General features: G+C 34.3%; 5 protein-coding genes. 4 read left to right on the top strand and 1 reads right to left on the bottom strand.

Features of this window, described 5'->3' with window-relative positions; all coding sequences use genetic code 11:
• The coding region (locus tag MRZ08_RS01855) for an HAD-IIB family hydrolase (protein WP_297378668.1) at positions 1 to 441 on the bottom strand (441 nt) is incomplete at its 3' end.
• A gap of 465 nt (positions 442 to 906) precedes the next feature.
• Here MRZ08_RS01855 and MRZ08_RS01850 point away from each other — a divergent pair.
• The 4 genes from MRZ08_RS01850 to MRZ08_RS01835 form a co-directional block, all read left to right on the top strand.
• On the top strand, positions 907 to 2,784 hold the full coding sequence (locus MRZ08_RS01850; protein ID WP_297378666.1) for a BglG family transcription antiterminator: 1,878 nt from the start codon (positions 907 to 909) through the stop codon (positions 2,782 to 2,784).
• Positions 2,785 to 2,788: 4 nt separating this feature from the next.
• Positions 2,789 to 3,118 (top strand): PTS lactose/cellobiose transporter subunit IIA, encoded by a 330-nt coding sequence (locus MRZ08_RS01845; RefSeq protein ID WP_297378664.1) that lies wholly within the window; start codon positions 2,789 to 2,791, stop codon positions 3,116 to 3,118.
• A gap of 1 nt (position 3,119) precedes the next feature.
• Positions 3,120 to 3,434 carry a PTS cellobiose transporter subunit IIB gene (locus tag MRZ08_RS01840; protein WP_297378663.1) on the top strand — a complete coding sequence of 105 codons (315 nt, stop codon included), beginning with the start codon at positions 3,120 to 3,122 and terminating at the stop codon, positions 3,432 to 3,434.
• On the top strand, positions 3,434 to 3,719 hold a 286-nt coding region (locus MRZ08_RS01835), incomplete at its 3' end, for a hypothetical protein (protein ID WP_297378661.1). The genes MRZ08_RS01840 and MRZ08_RS01835, both read left to right, overlap by 1 nt.

Genomic DNA, 3,719 nt, shown 5'->3' with positions numbered 1-3,719 from the left:
GAAATCAATATCGTCTATCAAATTCTCCCTTAGGACAATCTCCATATTAGTCAACTCTGCTGTCTCATGAAGCCAATAAGTATCCATACTATTGGTAAAAATCTTTCCCTCATTGTAAATCATTATATCTATATCGAGATCTCTAATAAAATCGAGAAACTCCTTCATAAAATCTAGACTTAGAGTGTGGTTAGCTATAATCTCTCCTGTATGATAATCGGTAATCCTTCCTCCATTAAAGTTTGATAGAAAACCTCCATAAGTATCAAAATCAAGCTCTTTGGCTATAAACTCAGTCCCGGAATAATCCCTCCCAGAAGCTATAACAAGCTTATGGCCAGCCTCCCTAAGCCTAATCAGACTATCCTTGGTCCTTTGACTTATTTTCTTATCATCATTAAGGAGAGTACCGTCTACGTCGATTGCAATAATCTTTTCCATATCAATTCCTTTCTTTTCTATTATAATTATAAGATAAATATAAATAAAGTCCAAAGATGGGTCTAAAAGAAGACTAATAGATGGAAAGGAGATCCCTCGACTTCGCTCGGGATAAGGTGGTAGGTTGAAGTTCGGGATAAAGGGGTGAGTTGAAGCTCGGGCTAAGAGGTTGAGATACGAATCGAGTTAAAGCTAGGACCACCCTCCATTACTTCAATCTTCCCCTCCTTTACTTAGACCTTCCACATCCCTTGCTTCGACCGAAGTGGAGAAGCCTCATGTGATATTTTTAGAATCATACAATACCTTCTATTTTTTATTTCTTTACTTAAATTTATTTCATCCTTCCAAGCCATAAAATATAAGGGTGGCTAACTCCTCACATAAGAAAACAAATGCAAAGGGAAAATGTTTGTGTGGAGGTTTAAGCTAAAATTTCCTATAATAATATCGAAGGGTGATAAAATGATTGAAACAAGAACTAAAGATATATTCGATTATCTCACGAGTGACTACGGCTTTCATAGTTCGGAGGAGATAGGAGAAAAGTTGGAGCTAAGCTCCAAAACTGTTCAAAAAGAAATCGGAATACTAAACTCATTAATTAAAGACAAGGGGGCGATAGTAGAATCGGAGAATGGAAAAGGATATCAATTTAGAATTTTAGATGAAGATAAGTTCAAGAATTTCTTAAAACATGATTGGTTCAAATATGCATATTTCCATCAGGAAAATCCCAACAAGGACTTTAGGATAGAAAGCATAATGAAGCTCTTTCTTTTTTCAAACTCCTTCATCAAACAACAAGAGTTGGCTGATATGTTTTATGTATCCTTATCCCAAATCAACAAGGATATCAAAAAGGTAAGAAAGCTCCTTAAAGCATATAATATCGAACTAATAAGCAAGCCCTACTATGGAATGAAGATTAAGGGCGGGGAAAAAGACATAAGACTTGCTATAAGAAACGAAATTGGCGAAGATCCTGCTATCTTTGGTAGAGATAGCGATAAGGAAATATTCACTAAGATCCAAGCTATTATTGCAGATATAGATTTCCCAGAATCCTTCTATATGCCCTATGCTAACTTCAAAAACTTGGTTGTCCATATCTATATATCCATCCTTCGCATCAAGGAAGGAAAATATATAGACTTATCTGAGGAACTTTCCAAGAGAGTTATCTCCTATGATGAATTTAATATAGCAAATATGGTAGTCAAGGAACTAAGCAAGAAACTAGATGTGACATTTCCCGAAGAAGAAATTCTCTACCTAACTATGCATCTAATAAGCAAGAATGCTGTTACAAATTATGAGAAGGTCTCCCCAGAAATCTCAGAACTTGCTCAGAAAATGATTGATGAAATCTATAATGTTAGTAAATATGACTTTAGATCAAACATAGACCTCTTCTTTGCCTTGGCTCTTCATCTAGGACCTCTAATAGAAAGGCTTAGATACGGGCTAACCATGAAAAATCCTATATTAAATGATATCAAAGACAATCAAATAGCCTTTATGCTAGCGACGATTGCGACAAATCCCATAAACGAAACCTACAAGGCAAAGGTATCAGATGATGAAATAGGATATATAGCACTTCACATAGCAAGTGCTATGGAAAACAACAACTACCTCAAAAGAAATATCCTGGTAGTCTGCGGTTCAGGCAACTCATCAGCTCAGATTATGAAGACTCAAATAGAGAGAAAATACAAGGATCAAATAGATAGCTTGACCCTTACAGACCTAAGTAAGGTTGACCTTTATAATCTAGATAATTTCGACTTTATAGTATCATCAGTTCCAATTAAGAAAAAGACTGACACGCCAATAGTCTATGTTGATGTTATATTCAAGCAGAAGGACTTCATAAAAATCAACGATATCTTTAATGTAGACAATTTCACGGAAATTAACAGGATCTTCGATAACTCTGTATTATTAAGGGATATAGACATAAAGGACATGGATTCTGCACTAGATATCTTATCTGATATTGTTTCTCGTAAGACAGGTATTGATAGAGAAAAGATCAAGGATCAATATCTAAAAAGAGAAGAGATGGCTTTTACCTCATATGGAAATGTAGCCCTCCCTCATATAATTGACCAAGTTGAAGGAGAAAGCTTCTCCATAGTATTGATTCCAAAAAATAAAGTCAAGTGGAATGAAGATCGTGTCAAAGTGATTTACTCTCTAATAATTGGAAATACAAGAGGAGATTTGAGCTTGTATTATGACAAGCTGGGAGACTATCTAAACAGTGAAGAACTGATAGAAAAATCATCAGAAGCTAATAATATAGGAGAATTTAAGAAAATATTTTGGGAAGGATAAGTAAATGGATAATGAAAAAATGTATGAAATAGCATTTCAAATAATAGTCCACGCAGGAGAATCCAGATCACTATCAAGCGAAGCCATGGATGCTGCAGAAAACTATGATTTTGAAAAGGCTGAGGAATTATTAAAAAAGGCAAACGATGAGTTTCTAGAATGTCACCAAGTTCAAACAGATCTTTTAACCAAAGAAGCTAATGGCGAAAAATCTGATATAAATATCATCTTAGTCCACTCACAAGACCACCTTACAATGGCAACAATGGCAATGGACAATGCCAAAAGATGGATCACATTAAACAAAAAATTACAAAAAATGGAGGAGAAATAATATGAAAAATGTAATGTTGATATGTAACGCAGGAATGAGTTCTTCAGTAATGGCAAAAAAGACTACTAAGTTTTTACAAGAAAAGGGCGAGGATATACAAGTAGACGCAACAACAATAGCATCTGCTGACAAAGTATTTACATCAGATAAATATGATTTGATACTAGTTAGTCCACAAATAAGAATGAAATTTGATGAATTTAGCAAAAAAGCAGAAAAAAATAACAAGAATCTAGCTCAAGTTCCATTCAATGCCTATGCACCAATACCATCAGGTGTAGAAGCTATGGCAAATTTAGTTTTAGAAAATATCTAATGGCTAAAATAAACGATAAAATAGAGAAAAGTTTTAAGATACGAAGGTACACCCTTCTTAGATATCTAAACGCCTTACTTTTCTTTATGTGTTTACATTGGAGCATAGGCTTATTTGTCTATGAAAAATATCTACACTTCCTTATCCCAGTGCTCATTATGGTTTCAATCCTTGTTACAGTAAAAGACCAATATGCGTCATTTACAGATAAGAAAGTAGATATTAGTAGATCTAAAAAAATATACTTTATTATCGTAATCGGACTTTTGCTAGTGGCCTTTGTAT

Source organism: Anaerococcus sp., from assembly GCF_022770135.1.
Classification (GTDB): domain Bacteria; phylum Bacillota; class Clostridia; order Tissierellales; family Peptoniphilaceae; genus Anaerococcus.
The sequence above is the reverse complement of the archived record's forward strand: the minus strand, read 5'-3'. Positions and strand labels throughout refer to the sequence as shown.